We start from the raw sequence: 19,664 nt of genomic DNA, 5'->3' as shown, positions 1-19,664 counted from the left end.
ACTGTCACGTCGAGACTGTCAAAGGTCATCCGGGTTGCTTTGCAACTGTCGATCGCTTCTAGTCGACGGCCACCATTCGCGGTGCGCCGCCAGCCCCAATACCTCCAAAAGAACCCCAACCACGACGAATGACGGTTGCAGCCAACTCAATTCTTTGACCACCGCCATCTCCGTCGCGATCCACACCACCAGCAAAAGACCCGCGACGATCGCCGCAACCGTAGCTCTCGGGTCTCCCACGATTGCCAGCCGAGTCGTCACCGCCATCGGAACCGCTACGACGAGAGCGAGTGCAATACCGCCGAATACAGGGCTGTGAAATGGAATTCGCCCGACTGCCGCGTCGTTCAGAGTTGCGACGCCTGTCATCAGTGCGATCGCGCCGGCTGCTGCCAGGATGGCGGTGGTACCTGTCAGAGTTGCCACGGAATACGCCCATGAGTTTCGGACCGGTTCACGAATCGTCACTTGCATGTCGATAACACTGCGCGGGTGCCCGAAGCGGTGTTAGGGCATGAAGTACATCGCTGTGGTGACCTTGGGCCGCAGGGCGATTGAGGCGGTCGACAGTTGATCGCCCGGCGGTCGATGTGACCGCCGGGCGATATCAGCCGATCCGAGACTCGGGTCTCCGAATCACGAATGGCGCGGCATATTGCCGCCGTGCCCGCGCGTAGCGACGATGGCAAGTGCGATGGCCGTGCCCGCTGTCGTGAGTGCGGCGACAGCGCCGATTCCCGCCCAATCGCCGAACCCGGATCCAGCGGCGGTCAAGGCAATTCCAACGAAGGCCACTGTCAGCATGGCGAGCACGTAAACGGTTGTCCAGACTGTCGGTTTCATGTTTTTCCTCGCTTGCAGGTTTGGATGCCGATCCAATTGTGAGTTCCGAAATTCGCTGATCCCAGGGGAATACGGCTCGGGGCGGGTGGTCGCAGGGCCCAAGTGTCCGGGCCAAGCGGCCCTTCGTAGTGCTGGTCGATTGCGGCAGTCTGAGAGACAAGTCAGTATCCAAAAAAGAGGCCGACCGGAGCAGCCCGTCTGCAATCGGGTCCAAGCAGCCCTCGGTCGGTTCGTCCATTTCTAGAGCGGAGTGCAACATGGTTCAGCCACCCCAAAAATCGATCGTGGTCGGAATCGACGGATCCATCGCCGCAATACATGCGGCAGAGTGGGCCGCACCCGAAGCCGCCGCCCGAGATCTGCCGATGACACTCGTCTACGTCGCAGATCCAGTCGCCGAGGATCCCGTCGCCAACGCACCGGATCTGGAATTCGACTATGGCAGAGCGGCTCTGGACGCCGCGCGTCGAGCGGTTGAGAGCGTTGACGAGAGCGTCAAGATCGAGACCGAAGTACTACGTGGAACGATCGATTCGACACTCGCCGAGTTGTCGGACGGTGCGGCGATGGTTGTCGTCGGCTCGGTGGGCATCGGCTTCTTCGCCGAAATGATCCTCGGGTCAACGGCGTCCGCAGTCGCGCGAACAGCGCACTGTCCGGTGGCGATCATTCGCGCACCACACAGGTATGCCGAAGTTCCAGCGGCAGGCCCGATCGTGGTTCCCATCGAGGGCGATCAGCATATCGACGCAGTCCTCGCCGCAGCCTTCTTCGAAGGCAACACTCGGCGCGCGGAGGTAACGGTTCCGCAGACGCGTCGGCAACGTCCGTGGGCGGTTCACTCTGCCTCGACGACGGTCTCTCGGGGTGCAGTGTCGGTGGAGGAGAAGCTGAGTTCACTGCGCAGCAGGTATCCGGACGTGATGGCGTATTCGCTGATCATCGACGGGTATCCGATTGCCTACCTCGAGCAGTTGAGCAAGAGTGCCCAACTTGTCGTCGTCGGTCGTAACAAGTCCGACTCCGAGTGGGGCGCCAGCCTCGATTCGACGGCGCATGCGATGGTTTACCACGCCAAGTGCCCTGTATTGATTGTCCCGTCGGACGATTGATCGGAAGCGGTCCGCCCAGGCCCGGCAGGCAATCTATTTGCCGCCGGGCTTTCGGGTGTGAAGACGAATCGCCGTGGACTATTCTTGGAACGGACTATTCTTGGAACGGACTATTCTTGGAACTTTCTAGGATTTCGGTCGAACAATTCCCATTCTTGCGTCCAAGCGCGCCGGTTGCGAACTGCCAGATAGGCGTGCAGGAGTTGAAGGCCGGCAAGGAGGGCGAATGCGGAAAGAGCAATGCCCAACATGGCGCATGAAATTGCGAAAGCCGCGGCATCCGACGTCGGCAACGGCGCGTCGACACGCTCGCCGGCAGAGTCGAGCCATATCGAAACATGATCACCCTTGGCGACAGCTCCAGGTACGCGTTTGGACGATCGAAACGTTTGCCCATCGACAGTCCACGAAACCTCGGCGTTGGTCGACGTTACCCCCGCAGCGCCTGTTCGGACATCTTCGGGACTGATGGCGGGCGCGACGCCGACAACCGTCGCTTCGACCTCGTGCTTGGTTGCGCGGTCGGCAGCCAGTTCGGCACTCCGTGAACTGTATGCGGCGGTGCCTACCGCTGCGCAGATGGGCACGGACGCTGCGAACACAACGACTGCGACGATCACAGCGGTGAAGTAGAGCCGGTCCGTGGCTCGCATCAGCGGATTTCTGCTCCACGGCAGCATCCGGTAGAGAGAAACGACGCTGGACAAGAGCGGATTCATTGCGCCGACCGTTCCTGGTCGCGGACGGTTACACCTGCTGTCGCGCCACCGTCGACGACGAACTCCGATCCAGTCGAGTAGGTGGCTTCGAGCGCGACGAAGCGAACCATTGCCGCCACTTCTTCAGGCGTGCCGAAACGAGCGATCGGCTGATCGGCAACGGTGTCACTGCTCAGGCCAGCGGTCATAGGGGTTGCGATCGATCCAGGATGGACCGAGCACACGCGAATGCCGTCAGGGGCGAGGTCGAGTGCGGCGGCTTTCGTCAGTCCACGTAGTCCCCATTTGCTGGCGACGTACCCCGCCAATCCCGAATAGCCGATCAGTCCGGCAGTCGAGGAGATATTGACTATCGCACCTCCGCCGTTTCGGCGAAGTACCGGCGCAGCTGTATGGGTGCCCAGCCACGGACCGTACAGGTTTACATCGAGGATGTGTCGAAATGGGTCAGGCCATTCATCGTCGATGCCTCGAAAGTCGACGATTCCTGCGTTGTTGACGACAATTGAGAGAGGGCCGAGATTTTCGTCGGCGTCGACCACTGCCGCACGCCAATCGTGACCATTTGTCACGTCGAGATGACGATACAGCGCGTTGTCACCCAGCGATTCTGCGAGTTTCTTTCCCTCGTCGTCTTCCAGGTCGCCGATCAGTACTCGAATGCCGGAATCGATCAAAGCACGTACAACCGCTGCGCCGATTCCTTGCGCGCCGCCGGTGACGATTGCACTACGCCAAAGAGAATTCACTGTCGTGGTCCTGTCGAATCGAAGGTGTGATGTGTCACTTTCGCGTGACAAGTACCTCGGAAAGTGGGCGTCGCGGTGTCGCCTGCCCTTCGTCCGAGCGGTCTGGCGCGATTCCGATCCTTATCAGGACCTGTGGAACTCCTCCACAAGTGGACACGCTGCCGACCATCTCGCGACTGTGTGGAAGCTCGGTGACATGTGTCAGGGCGCAGGTCGCCAACCCCGACTTCGTGCATTCGAGCAGAACTTCCGACAGCGCTTCTCCGCAGCGCAGCCATTCCAGTCGCGTATCCGCCGCGGTCGACAGCAAGACGATCGCTGCCCGATCGTCGGTGACGTCGGCTCGTCTGGAGTTGGGACTTCCGGGGGGAAATCGTCGGCCCATCGCAACTCTCTCGTGTTCGGTCGGCGACACCAGCGCTTGCTTGGGAACACCATCCGGTAGTGCGGATTCGCCAGTCCACCAGTACAACTCGTCCTGGTACATCGAATCGCGTTGACGTCTGCTCGCTGTGAGAGACGACGCGTGTATCAACTCTGCGTGAGCATTGCGGCCGAGGAGTTCGAGACGAACTCCGGTAGGCGCGACCAGGTCACGCAACTGTTTCGTCAAAGCCTCCGGATCGGCGGGCGGGCATAGCGGCAGCCGGTCACTTCTGCGATCAGCTATCGCTGTGGCCATCGCGATCGTCTGCGGGCTCGGTTGTCCCTCCGATGCACCGACATCGATCCGTGCGAGGTGGTCGCGATTGCCGTCGGGCATGCGTGTGATCGTCGTGTGTCGTCCCTGCGCCGCGAACGCAATTCCGAGATGATCGAGTGCTGCGCCGCAGCTGATTATCATTTGTCGACCGAAGGCGTCCGTGGACGGCAGAAGCCGGTCCGAGTCGCAATACAGGTGCAGGGCATCCCCGTCGGCTATCCAATGCCACGGTTGACTGTTGTGCAGCGACGGTGCTCGGCAAGCCAGAGCAACCGCGGATTCGATAGTTCTGCGGTCGAGCGTAGGAACCGTACTCATTTCTCGGTCTCTCGGTTGTGTCGCTGCGGAAATTGGCGGGAGAACTGTCGCTTCTGTTCGGTTAACGCAAGGCTTCCCGTCGTCTGCCCGTGGTGACGCCATCGAGAGAATCGATCATCTCCGTTACGGCGTGTCTCGGTGTCCTCGGCAGCGGGTCGGCTGTGGAAGGCGACCAACCGACCCGCAGCAGCATCTGTGGAAAACCGCTGTTGTCCAGTACCTCCGAGCGAATCGCTGCGCGGGTCATCGGTATCTCGAGGGGCTCGGTGAGAGCACACGTGGCCAAGCCGAGAGTTGTCGCCGTCAGCAGGCCGGCACTCGTCGCTTCGCCCGCGCGTAGTCGAGACATGACGTCGTCGGAAGGTGTTGCAAGAACGAGGTATTCGGACGCATCGTCCGTCCGTCGTTCGCTATGGGGTTGCTCGAGTAGCGGGTTCGCAAATGCTCGGGAGGTGATTTTGCTGGACTCGTCCGGTACGGGAGTGTTTGCCGCAGGAACCCCGTCGAGCGAACCTCGGCGACCACTCCACACGTGGAGTTCTGTTTGGTACTCCATGTCGAGTGCGTGCGCCGCTGCGGCGTCGGCAACAGCCTTCTCCAGAAGTGGAATCGCCTCGGCGCGATACAACACGATGCCTTCCTGCGCGGCGCGAGACGCCATCTGCGCGATGTGGCCGAGTGGTACGGGCCACGAGCTGTAGCGACGCCTGTCCGTCCTTCGCCGAGGGATGGCGCCGGCCAATGCAATGTCCTGTTCCGATGCGACTTTGCGTTCGAATTCGAATGACGCAATGTGCTCGGGAACGGCCGGATTGGGGAACCGGTGAGCGCGGGCACGCCAACCGAGAGCGGCTGCCGCGACCCTGAAATGGTGGAGGACGGTGCCACAACTCAACATCAGATCTCGCCCGTCCGGATCCGTATGGCGCAGTATGACTTTGGGGTCGGCGTACAGATGCACGGTCTCGTCGCCGATACGCCAGCGCCACGGCTGCGAATTGTGCACCGACGGGGCATGCATAGCTAGGGCGATTGCAGATCTGATCGTGGTGTCGTCGGGGACATCTGCGTCCATTGCAGTACCTCTCTCGGTTTCGATGAGGCAACTTTCGCAGTCGGAAGGTGGCGAGTGCAGAGGCCGAAGTCCCTCGTTCGAAGGACCAACTTCAGGTCGCGTGACTTGATGTTCCTCGATCGAGTACAGACGTCCCTACCGCTCGGGGCCGCGCCGCGGGATATTCGCGTCTATGCCAACAGACCGAACCGCGATGTCGGACAATGCGGCTCGGGCCGCGACCATCGACCCGCGTTACCACGATGCCGTCATATTCGACATGGACGGAGTTGTCACCGACACGGCCGCGCTTCATGCCGCGGCGTGGACGGAATTGTTCGACGCATTTCTCGCCGATCGTGCTGCTCGGTCCGGCGAGGATCATTCGCCATTCACACCTTTCGACTACAAGAGATACGTCGACGGCAAGCCACGGTTGTCAGGCCTAGCGGACTTCCTCGCCTCGCGAGGAATCGCTTTGCAGCACGGAAGCCAGGACGATCGGTTCGAGGACGGCACCGTGCAGGGCCTCGCCAATAGAAAGAACGAACTGTTTCATCTACGAATCGCGCAAGGCGTTCCACGGTTCCAGTCGACGATCGACCTGATCGAGAAGCTGATGCGAACGGGTATCAAGACAGCAGTGTTCACAGCCAGTCGAAATGGCGCCGAGGTGCTGGCCGCGGCGGGGGTGGCAGATATGTTCGATGCTGTTGTCGACGGGATGGTGGCACAAGAGTGCGGACTTGCTGGAAAGCCTGACCCGGCAGTACTTCTCGAAGCTGTCCATCGAATCGGAACCCGTGCAACCCGGGCGGTTGTGATCGAAGATTCCGAAGCTGGGGTGGCGGCGGGACGCAGCGGTGGATTCGCCCTGGTTATCGGCGTCGAGCGAGTTGGAGACACGGGCAGACTGCAGGATTGCGGCGCCGACGCCACGGTAACCGACCTCTCCGACATCGCGGTCTGCGAAACCTTTGCGCACGTGGCGGACATTCCCCCTGCGCTCACCGATCACAGCGAGCTCGCTCCGGGTCTGCGGGTAGCCCGCCCGGCAGTCTTTCTCGACTTCGACGGCACGCTGTCCGACATCGTGAACGATCCCGACTCGGCCACTCTGGTCGAAGGCTGTGCGATCGAACTCGCCCGGCTCGCAGGCTTGTGTCCTGTTGCGGTGATCAGCGGTCGAGATCTTGCCGACATTCGGGCGCGGGTCGGTATTCCCGGACTCTGGTACGCGGGCAGTCACGGCTTCGAACTGATCGGTCCAGGTGGCGAGTACTACGAGAACGAGGGTGCACTCGCGGCGATCCCCGATCTCGTCCGAGCAGTATCTCGGCTGCGCTCGACTCTGGCATCTGTACCGGGAGTGCTGTTGGAGCACAAAAGATTTGCGGTCTCGATTCACTACCGAAATGTGGCGAGCTCGAGCGTCGACAGCGTGGTCCAGACGGTTGCATCCATTGCTGCCGAGACCGGACTTCGACTTACGACCGGTCGAAAGGTGCTCGAACTCAGGCCGAACGTGGACTGGGGGAAGGGACGGGCTCTGCGGTGGGTACTTGCTGACATCGTTGGGACGAGTAGCAGGACCCCGCTGTACGTTGGAGACGATCTGACCGATGAGGACGCATTCGATGCAGTTGCGGGCACCGGCGTGGGCATCGTTGTTCGCGATCCGGATGTGGCGGAGCGAAGATCAGCGGCGAAGCTCGCGGTCGATGGCCCAAGCGAAGTCTGCAAAGTACTCCGAAAGCTCGCCGACCGCTTGCAACGAGCTACCGCAGCATGTCCCGCCGACACCTGGTCGATAACCTACGACGGCTACGACCCGGCTGATGAAAAGTTGCGAGAAGCGCTGTGCACGACGGGAAATGGGGTGATCGCGACACGCGGGTGTGCACCGGAAGCCAGGGCGGGGGAGTTGCACTATCCAGGCACGTATGCAGCCGGTGTGTACAACCGGCTGGTCGACCGCATAGCAGGAAACTTGATCGAGAACGAGAGCATCGTCAACCTGCCGAACTGGTTGCCGGTCACGTTTCGGACCGACGGACCACAGGGCGCGTGGTTCGACCTGGATCGCGCCGACCTTCTCGACTATTGCCAGCATCTCGACCTACGTCGATCGATTCTGCACCGGCGATTCAGGTTTCGCGATCCGCTCGGGCAGACGACTGCGGTCGATCAACGACGATTCGTCGCGATGCACAACCCCCACGCTTGTGCGCTCGAGACTACGATAACGGCGGAAAACTGGTCCGGCACAATAGAATTTCGCTCGTTGATCAACGGGGCGGTTCAAAACACCCTGGTCGATCGATACCGCGAACTTTCCAGTGAACACCTCGACCAGGTGCAAACCAAGGCGCTTTCCGAGCAAGCAGTGCTTCTTGCGGTCGCGACCAATCAATCGCGCATTCCCGTGGCAGTGGCGGCGCGGAACTCGTTGTGGCGCGCCGCCAATAGCGGCACCAGCGTTCGTGGACGGTATCGACTCATCGAGCAAAGCAAAGCGATCGGACACGAGATCGTCGTCGATATCGAAGTGGGGCAAAGCGTTACATTGGAAAAGATGGTTGCGCTCTTCACCGGGCGGGATCGCGCCATCTCCGAACCGTCCGACGAAGCAACTCGGCTGTTGCAGCGGTTGGGTCGTTTCGGCGAGCTTCTCGATGGTCACGTCGTCGCATGGAAACACATATGGGCCCACACGGACATCGTCCTGGAGGGCCACGACGAGACGCAGCGAATCGTGCGGCTGCACCTACTGCACCTGATGCAAACGGTGTCGAGGAACACCTCGGATGTCGACGCGGGGATTCCTGCTAGAGGTTTGCACGGTGAGGCCTACCGCGGCCACGTGTTCTGGGACGAACTGTTCGTGCTCCCGGTGCTCAACCTCCGCATGCCTGCTCTGTCGGAATCGTTGTTACGCTATCGATTTCGTCGACTTCCTGAAGCGCGTCGGCTGGCTTGCGAGGCCGGCTACCGCGGCGCGATGTTTCCGTGGCAGTCCGGGAGTGACGGCCGCGAGGAAAGCCAACAGGTGCATCTCAACCCGCAGTCGGGTCGCTGGATGCCGGACGCAAGCGCTCGCGAGCATCACGTCGGTGCCGCAATCGCGTACAACGTGTGGCAGTTCTATCAAGTGACCGGCGATCTGGACTTTCTATCCGACGCCGGGGCGGAGATGCTGGTCGAAATTGCGCGCTTCTACGTAAGTTTGGCGAGCTTCGACGAGCCCAAGGGACGCTACGTCATTCGCGGAGTCATCGGTCCCGACGAGTTTCATTCGGGGTATCCCGACAGGCCGTACGACGGCGTCGACAACAACGCGTACACGAACGTGATGTCGGTATGGGTGATTTTGCGCGCGCTCGATGCGCTCGAGTTGATCCCGAGCGTGACCCGTAGCGAATTGTTGGAATCGCTCGGTGTCGGAGCAGACGAGATGACCCGTTGGGAGGCTGTGAGTCGCGAGATGTTCGTCCCGTTCCACGATGGCGTGATCAGCCAGTTCGAGGGCTACGACGGGCTCGTCGAACTCGACTGGGACCGATATCGAGAGCGATACGGCAATGTCGGTCGACTGGACCGGATTCTCGAGGCAGAGGGTGACGACGTCACCAGGTACAAAGTGTCGAAACAAGCGGATGTGAAGATGCTCTTCTATCTGTTGTCATCGGACGAACTTCGCGAATTGTTCGGACGACTCGGTTACGCGTTCGAGCCCGAGATGATCCCGCGCACGATCGATTACTACATGACCCGCACGTCGCACGGTTCGACCTTGAGTGCGGTCGTGCAGTCATGGGTTCTTGCGCGCGCCAACAGATCTCAGGCATTGGAATTTCTCCATCGCGTGCTGGAGTCCGATGTCGCCGATGTGCAGGGAGGAACGACAGCCGAGGGTATTCATCTCGCCGCGATGGCTGGAAGTACAGATCTGTTGCAACGCTGCTTCTCCGGACTCGAGACTCGCGGTGAACGGCTCGTCCTGTGTCCGAGCTGGCCTTCCGAACTCGGTGCGCTGGAGTTCTCGATCTACTATCGCGGACATCGTCTTTTGCTTCGGATCGTCGGTAAAGAAGTGACGATTACAGCAGCCGAAGGCAGTCAGCGACCGATCGACATCGAATGTCGCGGACACGTCGCGTCCTTGCGGCCTGGGCACACCGTGCATCTGACATGAGTGCCTTCACGATCCTTGTCATCGTCGTGGTCCTTGCCATGGCCTTCGACGTCACCAACGGATTTCACGATTCGGCGAATGCCGTTGCGGCGCTCGTCGCTACGCGCGCAGCGACGCCGGCCCAAGCGCTGGTGCTCGCGACCCTCGGGCATGTTCTCGGACCGTTGCTCGCAGGCACTGCCGTCGCCGACACGGTCGGCGGTGTGATTCGGGCGGCGCCGCACGAGACGGTGGCCGCTATTGCTGCCGCGTTGACGGCGGCGATCGGGTGGAACCTGATCACCTGGAAGTTCGGCCTACCGTCCAGCTCATCGCATGCTTTGGTCGGCGGATTGGTGGGTGCCGCGGTTCTGGCGGGGGGTTTGTCAGGCGTCAGGTGGGGCGGCTTCGAGGCCGGCCGGCCGACCGGAGTCCTCGGAGTCCTTGCTGGACTCGCGATATCTCCGATGTTGGGTGTTGCTGTCGGTGCGGGAGGCATCTACTTGGGCCGTCGGTCGTTGCGAAGAGCACGACGCGAACTGAATGTCCTACTGCGAAAAGCGGAGTGGGCTACAGCGTCGGCCTTGCCGTTCAGTCATGGTGCGAACGACGCACAGAAGACGATGGGCGTGGTGACGCTGCTCCTCGTTGCCGAAGGGCACCTGTCGACTTTCGCTGTACCGCTGTGGGTTCGAGTGGCTGCGGCTGCGTGTCTCACGATCGGTACGGCGTTCGGTGGCTGGCGAATCGTGCGGACCGTCGGCAGCGGGGTCTACCGGATGCAACCACTCGATGGACTTGTCAGCCAGGGCGGGTCCGCCGCTGTGATCTTGGCGGGTGCTGCCGTGGGGGCGCCGGTCAGCACAACTCATGTCGTCGCGTCGAGTGTGGTCGGTGTCGGCCTGGAGCAACGAGCTCAGCACGTGCACTGGGCTGTGGTTCGCGAAATTGGAGCGGCGTGGATCGTCACTCTGCCTGTCAGCGCCGCGATAGCCGCGGCCGCATACCCCTTATGGAGTGCATTGTCATGAAACTGCCCAGTGCCTGGTTTCTTCCGGAAACACACGACATTCTCGGCACGATGGTCGAACAGTTCGACGTCGTTCGACAGTCCTTCGACGTGCTCGTGTCCTGGTGTGCCGGAATCGACGGAGATGATCCGATCGTGGCGATGCGTGCGCTGATTGTCCGAGAACACGCGCGCCGTCGACATTTGCATACGCAGGTTCGGTCGAGCTTCAGCACTCCGCTGGGGTCGGAGGACCTGTTCGAACTCGGCGAGCGACTCGGCGAGATCTGCGAGCGTTCGTACGCGCTTGTCCGCGAGGCCGAGATCTCGCACACCGCGACGGACCCCTGCCTGGGACTGCAGGTGGAAGCGATCGACAGGGCGATGCGTCCCCTCGGTGCGGCGATTCACGCACTGCCGCACGCTCGAGCCGGCAAGTTGGCCGACGAGTCGCTCGAGCTCCTGGCCTCGGCAGAGCACGCCTACCGGGACGCGATTGCGGATCTGGAGAGGGAACCCGATCTTCGTCTGGAACTACGCCGTCGAGAGCTGTACCGGCGTGGGGAACATCTTGCCGACGCGGTTCGCGGGGCGGCGAGACGGACCTGGTACGCGGTGTACAAGTCGCAGTAGTAGATCGTACCGACGCCAACGTAAGCCGCGCCCGACTTCGGGCGCGGCGTCCGGTGTATGTCCTGGTCAGAGCTGGGGGGCGGAAAGAACGACTTTCAGTGCACCGGTTTCCGAAGCGCGTGCGAAAACGTCGTATGCGTTTTCGAATTCGTCGAGGCCGAATCTGTGCGTCACCATCGGTGACGCATCGACCTGTCCGCTCGCCAGGAGCTTGATCAGGGTCGGTGTCGAGTTGGTGTCCACAAGGCCGGTCGTGATCGTCAGATCTTTGATCCAGATGCGTTCGAGGTGCAGGGTCGCGGGCGCACCGTGCACGCCGATGTTGGCGACGTGCCCGCCCGGACGAACCAAATCGATCGCCAGTTCGAAGGTTTCGGGGATGCCGACGGCTTCCATGGTCACGTCCGCTCCGAGACCATCGGTGAGTCCACGCACGATGTCGAGCACGTTCTCGTTGAGGCTGTTGACGGTGATGTCGGCGCCGGCGTTCTTTGCCGCAGCGAGCCGCGATTCCGCGACATCGATCGCGATGATGTGACTCGGGCTGTAGAGGCGAGCAGTCATGATCGCGGCCAACCCGATCGGTCCCGCGCCGACGATGGCTACGACGTCGCCCGGCCGGACCTTGCCGTTCAGCACACCTACCTCATGGCTCGTAGGAAGTATGTCGGCCAGCATCAGCATCTGCTCGTCCGACAGTCCCGGCGGCACAGGGTGTGTCGAGTTGTCCGCGAACGGTACTCGGACGAATTCCGCCTGTGTCCCGTCGATGAGGTGGCCGAGAATCCAGCCACCGCCGCCGAGACATTGTCCGTACTGGCCTGCTCGGCAGAACCGGCAGGCGCCGCAGGACGTGATGCACGAAACCAGAACGTGGTCACCGACTTTCACGTTCTGCACGGCATCGCCGACATCGGTGACCGTGCCGACAGCCTCGTGTCCGAGAATCCTCCCAGGGGTTACCTCCGGTACGTCGCCCTTGAGAATGTGCAGGTCCGTGCCGCAGATGGTGACCGCATCGACACGGACTATCGCGTCTGTTCCCTGCTGGATACGAGGGGCAGGCACCTCTTCCCATGCCTTTTGGCCGGGGCCGTGAAAGACCAATGCGTGCATAGTGTTTCCTCCAATTGTTCGACTACTTCGGGTTCGAGCGTGTGGTGGACCGCGCAACGATGGCGGAAAGGATGTCGCGCCAGGAGACGATGCCGATCGGCCGATGGTGTTCGACAACCGGAACGGCTCGCAGCTGGGCACGCACCATGGTTTCGGTGACTTCCGTCAGAGACGCATCCGGCGCAACCGATATCGGCGGAGCCGCAAAGTCGACCACGCGGCTGCCACGCTCCTCGAGGAGGGCCTTCTCGTCCGAAGGGCCGCGGTCGGCCCAGCTCTGGACGAGGTAGGCCCTGGCAACCGCGTCTTCGGTCACGAGTTTGATCAGGCGTCCGTGTTCGTCGACAGCGGGAACAGTCGTGAATCCGGTCCGGAGCATCGCCTCTGCCGCGTTCAGAACCGACACGTCTCGGCCGACGGTGAGGACCGGAGCGCTCATCAATGTCCGAGCGTCGATGGTGTCGTCCTCCGCAGTGGCGCCGAAGAAGTCGTCGATAGTCATGTCGGGCTCCTGCAGGATCGGTGTCACGACCCATACTCCGCACGCCACGAGGGTGTTGATAGCGGCCAATCGACCCGATACGGGAGCCGAAAGTCACACGGTTCGTCGTACCGGGGACCACGTACCCCGAATCGGGTGACGAACGACAGCGGTAGCCGCGCCCAACCGGCTCGTAGCGTCGATGTACGAATCGTGCCGCGAACCGAACTGAGGACGAACAATGAATTCGCACAAAGAAACTGGTGTGACCGGAAAGTCGCTGTCGACCGCGATCGTCGTGGGCACCGACGGATCTCCCTCGGCCTCGGAAGCGGTGCGGTGGGCCGCGAAGACCGCATCGAGCCGAAATCGTCGCCTGCTCATCGTCCACGGCCTCGGGTTCGGCGTAATGGCAGGCGGCCACGCAAGCCCTTATCTGACGGTTCCCGGCTTCGTCGAAGCTCTGGAGGCAGGGGGACGGGCCGCACTCCGCGAGGCGCGCGACATCGCCCGTGCCGCGACGCCCGAACTCGAGGTCGAGACTTCGTTGTCGGCGTTGAACCCCGCAGAACTGCTCATCGAGTTGTCGAGCGAGGCTCATATGGTCGTCGTCGGTGGATCGACGACGCGCTTCGGATCGATCGGCGTCGCGGTCGCGAGCCATGGGCACTGTCAGGTCGTCGTCGTCCGTGGCGAATGGGACCCGAGGATGCCGGATGCTCCGGTGGTCGTCGGTATCGATGGCAGTCCGGTCAGTGAGCTCGCGATCGGTGCAGCCTTCGAAGAAGCCTCGATGCGGGGCACGTCGTTGCTGGCAGTTCACGCGTGGAGCGACTTCGCTCTCGGCGCGATCGCGGGCCGCCCTGGTGTGATGACCACGGCGGCAGCGTTGGAGGAAGCAGAGAATGTATTGCTTGCCGAGCGGCTCGCGGGGTGGCAAGAGAAGTATCCCGACGTTGCCGTCACACGCAAGGTCTACCTCGACGGTCCTCGTGACCACCTGTCGAGGTTGTCGGCGCAGGCACAACTACTCGTCGTCGGTAGTCGCGGACGCGGCGGAGTTCGTGGGATGCTGCTTGGATCGACCAGCAATGCTCTTGTGCGACACGCACATTGTCCAGTCATGGTTGTTCGTCCACCCAACGGAAGGGGATAGCTTTGCGGCAGCCGCCGTGTTGTTCTTCGCGCCGAGATCGAGCCGGCCGACTCGGGCTGTGAACTGCCGCCATACGATCTCTGCAACTGCGCTTTCGGAACGCACGAGTCCGGTCCCTGGCGGAGTTATGCTGACTTTCTCCTGAGAGGTTTGGCATGAGCGCGCGGGGCAGGGATCCGAAACCGGGCTCGGTAGTAACCGGACCTGAGTCTGTCGCGACCCAGCGCGGCGTCGGACACGGTGGCGGCCCCGACATCTTTGCCGACATCTCCGCCGAACTCGATGCTGCGGATCTCGCGAACGCGGAGGAAATCGGCCGGGGTGGCTTCGGCATCGTCTATCGCTGCGTCCAGCGAGCCCTCGATCGAACGGTGGCAGTCAAGGTGCTCACCGCGGACCTCGACGATGCAAACCGAGAGCGTTTCCTGCGCGAAGAGCACGCGATGGGCCGACTCTCCGGCCATCCCAACATCGTCGACATCTTGTACGTCGACATCACCTCGACCGGGCGGCCCTACATCGTCATGCCCTACCACGCTCGCGGCTGCCTCGATTCGCTCGTTCGGGACGAGGGCCCGCTGCCGTGGACGGAGGCGGTGCGCATCGGCGTCAAGGTCTCGGGTGCGATGGAGTGGGCGCATCGGGCGGGGATACTTCATCGAGATGTGAAGCCCGCCAACATCTTGCTGAATGCATTCGACGAGCCACAGCTCACCGACTTCGGCATTGCGAGAGTCTCGGGCGGATTCGAGACATCGACCAACGTGATTGTCGGTTCGCCGGCTTTCACCGCTCCGGAGATCCTGCGCGGCCAGCTTCCTTCGGCGCAGTCGGACGTCTATGGCCTCGGTGCGACGCTGTTCTGTCTCCTCACCGGGCACGCCGCGTACGAGCGTCGTAGTGGAGAAAAGGTTGTGGCCCAGTTCCTCCGGATAGCGTCGGCGCCGATTCCCGATCTACGCGCACTCGACATCCCCCCGGATGTTGCGGGTGCTGTCGAGGCTGCCATGGCCACGGATCCAGACTACCGGCCGGTGTCGGCCGAAGAATTCGGCCGTTCGCTGCAAACGATCGAGGACCGGCACGGCCTGCTTCGTGACGAAATGAAGTTGCCTGCGACCGCCGGGCGCGTACCCACAACTGTGCCCCGCTCGTCGACCGTGGTTCGCAACCGCGCGATTATCGCCGCCGAACCGGACAGCGCCGAAGCTGATGTCGTTGCAGCGCGAGCCGATTCGCCCGCGCCGCAATGGCTCGAACGTCCGCGTCTTATCGATGCCCTACGCACAGCGGGCGGCAGTCGGATCACTTTCGTCCATGCCCCGGCAGGGTTCGGAAAATCGACGCTTCTTGCTCAGTGGCGGAGGGCGTTGCTCGATGCTGGGAGCCTCGTCGTCGAGCTGACGGTCGATCATCACGACAACGATGTCGTCTGGTTCTTCACGCGCGTCGTCGATGCCATCCGCCGGGTGCAGCCCGATCTCGGAGTCGGGTTGGTCGACCACCTCGAGGCGCGAGAAGGCGACGGTGCCACGTCGGCGTTCGGACAGTTGGTCGACGAGATTCACGCCACTGGAGTGCCTTTGGCTCTGCTTATCGACGACTGGAACAAGATCACCGACGAAGCGACACTCGGCGCCGTGGCCCAGGTACTGCAGCGTGGCTGCCGTCACGTGCGTCTGCTCTTTGCGAGTAGGACGGCGCTGCCGTTTGCGCGGTTGGCGCTCGGCAACGACCTGATCGAGATCGATTCCGAGGCACTGCGTTTCGACCTCAGGGAGGTCGCCGCGTTCTTTCGCGAGTTGCACGGTATCGAGCTCGCCGAGACGGATGTCGCGCAGTTGTGCGAAGCGACGTCGGGATGGCCTGCGGCCGTGAATCTCGTCGCGCTTGCGCTGGGTGGGGGAGGCGAGACAGCCGTCGCTGCGACACCACGATCGACGTCGCGGTCTGCAAGTCGGGCTGCCAAAGCGATTGCGCGGCTAGAGGGAGATCAACTCGCAGTAACCCGGTACCTCGGTGCGAACGTCCTGCACACGTTGCAGCACAGAATGATCGACTTGCTGATGGCGGCATGCATTGCAGAGCGGATCTGTGGTGACCTGGCTGCAGCGATGACGCTCGATCCGGACTCGGAGACCCTGCTCGCAGATGCGGAACGGCGCGGGCTCTTTCTGCACGGTGATCCGGACGATCCCGGTTGGTTTCGCTTCGATCCACTGATCGCGGAATTCTTACGTGAACGGCTCGGCAAGGACCACACGCGTGCCCGTCTACTGCGTGTTCGAGCATCGCGGTGGTTCGCTGCGAACGGCAGGGTTCGTGAGGCAGTTGACCTTTCGCTCGCCGCAGATGATGTGAATGCAGCGATCGACCTTGTCGAATCGCGAGCGATGGACATGGTCGACGATGCCCAGTTGGCAACGCTGCACGCGTTGGTCGCGAAATTGCCGCCTGCGCTTGTCGAGTCGAGCCCGGAGTTGCTTCTCGCGATCACGCGCGCGGATGTATCCCATCGCCGTCCGACGGCACGCCCGATGCTGGAGCGAATCGACAGCGCACTTGCGAGCGGATCCTCCGAAGAACCTGGCCACGAACTGCGACGTCTCGAGGCGGATGTGCTCCGAGCCCTCGATTCGACGACAGTCGACATCACCTCCGGAGTCGAGGATCTCGTTGCGGCGGCGCTTGCTCGTCCTGAGACCGTCCCCGCTTGGGTCGCATCGTCTGCCGCGAACGTCGCGTCTTTCGTAGCTTGGACGCGTTTCGACTTCGACCGGGTGCGCCGGATCCAGGATTGGGCATCCGACTTTCACGACCGGTCCCGCGATCCTCTCGGCCGCGTGTACGGAAACTGTTACGCAGGCATTGTTGCTCGTGAACAACTCGACATCTATTCGGCCGCAGCACAGTTCGGTCGAGCGCTCGAGTTCGCCGAGCACGTGAACGGTCGGCAGTCGCACGGCGCGCGAATCGCGTCGGCGCTGCTCGGCCAGCTCTACTACGACCAGGGCGACCTCGAGACTGCCGAACGCCTACTCGGTGACGCCTACGAATCAGGTGCCGAGATCGGAGGAGTCGACTTCTTGATTCCGATTTTCGTGACGGGAGCGCGAATCATGGCGTTACGGGGTGACCGAGGGGGCGCTGTCGTTCGCCTCGAGGAGGGTGCGGCTGCAGCCGCACGTCTCGCTGTACCCCGTCTCGCCGCGCATGTAGAGGCCGAGCGATCGCGTTGGGGATATGGTGCATCGGATCGGAGGGTCGATGTCGCAAGCGCAACTGTGGACGGCTTTGCAGCAGTTTTCGCCGACGTTGTCGAGGAGGCTGCCGTGCGAGCCGCGCTCGACAGCTCGAGGCACGACCTTCCGTCCGCCTTCATCGCTCGCGCACAAGCTCTGTCGGTGCGCGCCGACGAGCGTGGCTGCGCGTTGAGTCTCGTTCGGTGCCAGTTGCTACTCGCGTGTTGCCTGCATGCAGCGGACAGGGGTGCCGAGGGCAAAGAAGCAATGGTGCCGGCTGTGGCGCGTTGTTCCGATCTCGGCCTCGACAGGGTGGTCCTCGACGCAGGAACCCATGCTGTCGAACTACTTTTGGAGTTGCGTGCAGACCAGGAGAACGGACGCTGGCGGGCTGACTGGCCGACGATCCCGGACACCTTCTTCGCGGAGCTCGTTGGCTGATCAGCCGAGCGAGGCCACACCGACGGACAGCGGATGTCGGTCGAGAAGTCTTCGGGTGCGTGGTTATTGTTTGTCCGAGCGCTCCGGTTCGATCAGGTCCAGCCGATGGGTGAGCACGTCGAAAGCGTGGCCGAGCGCTTGGAGGCGGGTTTCGACCGCGCTCAATCGATCCGTGCTTGGGTGAGGCGGGGCGGCGTCCGCAACGGTCTCGATATCGTCGTCATCGAATTCGTCGACATGTTCTGTCCCCCAAATCGTTTCGACCAACGACGTCGGTAGAACTGCGAAGACCCGATCCAGTTGCCCGGGTGAGAACAGCGCATCCAAAGCATCGGTCACGAATCCGGCGACCACCTGAACTTCGCCGCGGGGGATGCCGGCTGTGCGCGCGAACTGTGCCACGAAGGCCTCGCGGCTGTGCCGAACCGGAACGTGGCTGGGAACCCACCCTTCGAAGAACATGCCGCGCAACAATTCTGGCATCTGGGCGCTGAGGTGTGCTGCGCCGACAATCGAAATACGGTCTCGTACCGTGTGGAACCACGCGCGCAGGCATCGGTAGGCAGCGGTTCGGTCGTCCGTTTCGAGTGCATCGGCGACGGCGTCGAGCCAACGGTTCGCCGTAGCGACAGAAGCGGCAAATGGTTCGTTCTGTTGTGCCACGGAATGCTCCGTCTGTTGTTCGATTTCCAGGTGTGTCCAGCCTCGTTTCCAGACGGGAGTCAGCCAAGGGCACAAGGTCCCAGCCGGACGGGTCGGTCGCCGAATTTTCGTATTCACTTCGGCCCTGGCCCTGATCGATGTGTTGGAAGAATAGTTGGGGCATGGTACTTCTCGTTGTCGGTGCGCTTCTTGTGGCGTCGGTAGCCGTCGTTATCGCGCTGAAGGCGATCCGCACGCGACGGCACGAAAGGCACGTCGCCTACGTGCAACAGCGACGAGACGCAATGCTTCGGCACCCGTCGATGCAAGCACGCAAGATGCAGTGTTCTTCGTTCGCCGCCGAGACCCCGCTGGGGCACGTTCGAGTACAGAGTCCGCGCGGACGTTCCGGATAGCGATGAACATCTTCGACGCGATTGGACGAAACCTGTCGCCGTTGCGGACAAAACCGATCGTTGTTGGGATCGACGGATCGCGGGCAGCACTTCGCAGTGTTGTATGGGCGCAGGGGAGGCTGCGGCGACGGGTTCGTCGCTGCATCTCGTCCACGTCGCCGAACACGCCGCTTCCGAGCGTAATCGTGCGGCGCTCGAGGCAGCCCGCCACGCCGTCCGCGAGCGCAATAGCTCGGTGCGGGTCGACACGGAAATCGTTCGCGGACGATCTAGTTCGATTTTGATCGAACTGTCGACGAGCGCTTCGATGATCGTCGTCGGCTCGGTCGGGATCGGGGCTGTCGCCGAGATGCTGCTTGGGTCGACAGCCACGACGGTTGCCTCCGGCTCGATCTGTCCGGTAGCGATTGTTCGCGGATCGATGCGGTCGGACGCCGACGACTGGGGCCCGGTTGTGGTGGCGATACCTCCTGCGGGTCGTGTCGACGGTGTACTTGCGGCCGCGTTCGACGAGGCCGCCTTGCGAGACGTCGACCTGTCGGTCGTCCGAACAGGAGCAGCGCGGCTGTTCGGATTGCCCAGTCCGACCACAATTACTGCGATCGACGAAGGAGCTGATTCGATGCTCGCAGCGCTACGACGGAAACATCCGAAGGTTCGTGCGCATTCGGTACTGGTCGAAGGCTTTGTTGTTGCCTACCTCCTCCAATCGAGCGACACAGCTCAACTTCTCGTCGTGGGCCGCACGCTCGGTGGCGGAGAAAGACCGGCGCACCTGGACCTGATCTCTCATGCGATGGTGCGTCAAGCGAAGTGCCCTGTGCTTGTCGTCCCGGACAATCGAACATGATGTCCG

The 19,664-nt window shown here is 62.2% G+C and carries 16 protein-coding genes; 7 read left to right on the top strand and 9 right to left on the bottom strand.

The features are described 5' to 3' along the window. Nucleotides 1-18: 18 nt before the first annotated feature. Together JGU71_RS20760 and JGU71_RS20755 are read right to left on the bottom strand one after the other, a co-directional pair. The gene (locus tag JGU71_RS20760) at nt 19-426 is read right to left on the bottom strand and encodes a hypothetical protein (RefSeq protein WP_199706206.1); all 408 of its coding nucleotides are present in this window, start codon (nt 424-426) and stop codon (nt 19-21) included. A 210-nt stretch (nt 427-636) separates the two neighbouring features. Next, a complete protein-coding gene (locus JGU71_RS20755; protein WP_199706205.1) occupies nt 637-843 on the bottom strand; it encodes a hypothetical protein in 207 nt (68 codons plus the stop codon). 257 nt (nt 844-1,100) lie between these two features. Here JGU71_RS20755 and JGU71_RS20750 point away from each other — a divergent pair, with 257 nt between their 5' ends. Continuing rightward, nucleotides 1,101-1,955, top strand: coding sequence for a universal stress protein (locus tag JGU71_RS20750; RefSeq protein ID WP_199706204.1), 855 nt, complete (start codon nt 1,101-1,103; stop codon nt 1,953-1,955). A gap of 110 nt (nt 1,956-2,065) precedes the next feature. Here JGU71_RS20750 and JGU71_RS20745 read toward each other — a convergent pair whose 3' ends face one another. The 4 genes from JGU71_RS20745 to JGU71_RS20730 all read right to left on the bottom strand — a co-directional run bounded on the left by JGU71_RS20745 (nt 2,066) and on the right by JGU71_RS20730 (nt 5,519). Continuing rightward, nucleotides 2,066-2,674 (bottom strand): Rv1733c family protein, encoded by a 609-nt coding sequence (locus JGU71_RS20745; RefSeq protein WP_199706203.1) that lies wholly within the window; start codon nt 2,672-2,674, stop codon nt 2,066-2,068. Beyond that, nucleotides 2,671-3,423 carry an SDR family oxidoreductase gene (locus tag JGU71_RS20740; protein WP_199706202.1) on the bottom strand — a complete coding sequence of 251 codons (753 nt, stop codon included), beginning with the start codon at nt 3,421-3,423 and terminating at the stop codon, nt 2,671-2,673. Before JGU71_RS20740 ends, JGU71_RS20745 begins: the two co-directional genes overlap by 4 nt. Nucleotides 3,424-3,457: 34 nt before the next feature. Continuing rightward, complete coding sequence (locus JGU71_RS20735; RefSeq protein WP_199706201.1) at nt 3,458-4,444, bottom strand: Acg family FMN-binding oxidoreductase; 987 nt, start codon at nt 4,442-4,444, stop codon at nt 3,458-3,460. A gap of 61 nt (nt 4,445-4,505) precedes the next feature. Beyond that, nucleotides 4,506-5,519, bottom strand: a complete 1,014-nt coding sequence (locus JGU71_RS20730) for an Acg family FMN-binding oxidoreductase (protein ID WP_199706200.1) — start codon at nt 5,517-5,519, stop codon at nt 4,506-4,508. A gap of 172 nt (nt 5,520-5,691) precedes the next feature. Here JGU71_RS20730 and otsB point away from each other — a divergent pair, with 172 nt between their 5' ends. Genes otsB through JGU71_RS20715 form a run of 3 tightly spaced genes read left to right on the top strand, consistent with a single transcriptional unit; the run spans nt 5,692 to nt 11,314 of the window. Continuing rightward, on the top strand, nt 5,692-9,693 hold the full coding sequence (gene otsB, locus JGU71_RS20725) for a trehalose-phosphatase (protein ID WP_233529845.1): 4,002 nt from the start codon (nt 5,692-5,694) through the stop codon (nt 9,691-9,693). After that, nucleotides 9,690-10,703 (top strand): inorganic phosphate transporter, encoded by a 1,014-nt coding sequence (locus JGU71_RS20720; protein ID WP_199706199.1) that lies wholly within the window; start codon nt 9,690-9,692, stop codon nt 10,701-10,703. The genes otsB and JGU71_RS20720 overlap by 4 nt, the downstream gene beginning before the upstream one ends. After that, the gene (locus JGU71_RS20715) at nt 10,700-11,314 is read left to right on the top strand and encodes a hypothetical protein (RefSeq protein ID WP_199706198.1); all 615 of its coding nucleotides are present in this window, start codon (nt 10,700-10,702) and stop codon (nt 11,312-11,314) included. Before JGU71_RS20720 ends, JGU71_RS20715 begins: the two co-directional genes overlap by 4 nt. Before the next feature lie 66 nt (nt 11,315-11,380). Here JGU71_RS20715 and JGU71_RS20710 read toward each other — a convergent pair whose 3' ends face one another. Next, a complete protein-coding gene (locus JGU71_RS20710; protein WP_199706197.1) occupies nt 11,381-12,430 on the bottom strand; it encodes a zinc-dependent alcohol dehydrogenase family protein in 1,050 nt (349 codons plus the stop codon). 22 nt (nt 12,431-12,452) lie between these two features. Continuing rightward, on the bottom strand, nt 12,453-12,932 hold the full coding sequence (locus JGU71_RS20705) for a CBS domain-containing protein (RefSeq protein ID WP_199706196.1): 480 nt from the start codon (nt 12,930-12,932) through the stop codon (nt 12,453-12,455). Between the two features lie 220 nt (nt 12,933-13,152). Between JGU71_RS20705 and JGU71_RS20700 the strand changes: the two genes are divergently transcribed. Together JGU71_RS20700 and JGU71_RS20695 are read left to right on the top strand one after the other, a co-directional pair. Further along, nucleotides 13,153-14,067 carry a universal stress protein gene (locus JGU71_RS20700; RefSeq protein WP_199706195.1) on the top strand — a complete coding sequence of 305 codons (915 nt, stop codon included), beginning with the start codon at nt 13,153-13,155 and terminating at the stop codon, nt 14,065-14,067. 155 nt (nt 14,068-14,222) lie between these two features. Beyond that, complete coding sequence (locus JGU71_RS20695) at nt 14,223-17,750, top strand: serine/threonine-protein kinase (protein ID WP_199706194.1); 3,528 nt, start codon at nt 14,223-14,225, stop codon at nt 17,748-17,750. A gap of 63 nt (nt 17,751-17,813) precedes the next feature. Here the strand turns inward: JGU71_RS20695 and JGU71_RS20690 are convergent, their stop codons facing one another. Next, complete coding sequence (locus JGU71_RS20690; RefSeq protein WP_199706193.1) at nt 17,814-18,413, bottom strand: DUF2267 domain-containing protein; 600 nt, start codon at nt 18,411-18,413, stop codon at nt 17,814-17,816. Between the two features lie 498 nt (nt 18,414-18,911). Here JGU71_RS20690 and JGU71_RS20685 point away from each other — a divergent pair, with 498 nt between their 5' ends. Next, the gene (locus JGU71_RS20685; protein WP_199706192.1) at nt 18,912-19,658 is read left to right on the top strand and encodes a universal stress protein; all 747 of its coding nucleotides are present in this window, start codon (nt 18,912-18,914) and stop codon (nt 19,656-19,658) included. Nucleotides 19,659-19,664: the final 6 nt, after the last annotated feature.

Source organism: Antrihabitans stalagmiti (assembly GCF_016482825.1).
GTDB classification, from domain to species: Bacteria; Actinomycetota; Actinomycetes; order Mycobacteriales; family Mycobacteriaceae; genus Antrihabitans; species Antrihabitans stalagmiti.
The sequence above is the reverse complement of the archived record's forward strand: the minus strand, read 5'-3'. Positions and strand labels throughout refer to the sequence as shown.